At 40.6% G+C, this 419-nt stretch carries 1 protein-coding gene; it reads left to right on the forward strand.

Annotated features, from left to right (window positions below; translation table 11 throughout):
- Positions 1-277: hypothetical protein (locus tag FJV41_RS50900; protein WP_220138041.1), on the forward strand; the 277-nt coding region annotated here is incomplete at its 5' end.
- Positions 278-419: the final 142 nt, after the last annotated feature.

A 419-nucleotide genomic window follows, 5' to 3' on the forward strand; every position in this document is an offset into this window, starting at 1 on the left:
ATATTTCAATTTCATAGAACCAACTAGAACCAGGTTGTACCGCTTTCACCACACGCCAGGTGACGCAATGAGCGTGGCAGTATTAAAGAAAGTTTCCGATAGCTATGGCGAGTGGGTTAAAAAGAACGGTGACATAATAGTCACAAAAGATTACTTTACCAAAAATGATGGGCGAAAAGTTTATGGGGCAATAATATCCCCAACAGATAAAGAAAAATGCAAATTTGATGCATCTCAATTCGCTTGGGTGCTTTCAGCATTATCAGCATGTAATTAGTATCTATATAACTTAAAGCCATAAAAAACTAAAACCGCCCATGCTGGCGGTTTTTTTATACCTGGAGTTTAAATGCCGATTATTCAGGATGCGATTTCGTCGCTGATGGGCGGCGACGCCAGTGATGACTGGCAGAGTAAGT

This window comes from Myxococcus llanfairpwllgwyngyllgogerychwyrndrobwllllantysiliogogogochensis, assembly GCF_006636215.1.
GTDB lineage: Bacteria > Myxococcota > Myxococcia > Myxococcales > Myxococcaceae > Myxococcus > Myxococcus llanfairpwllgwyngyllgogerychwyrndrobwllllantysiliogogogochensis.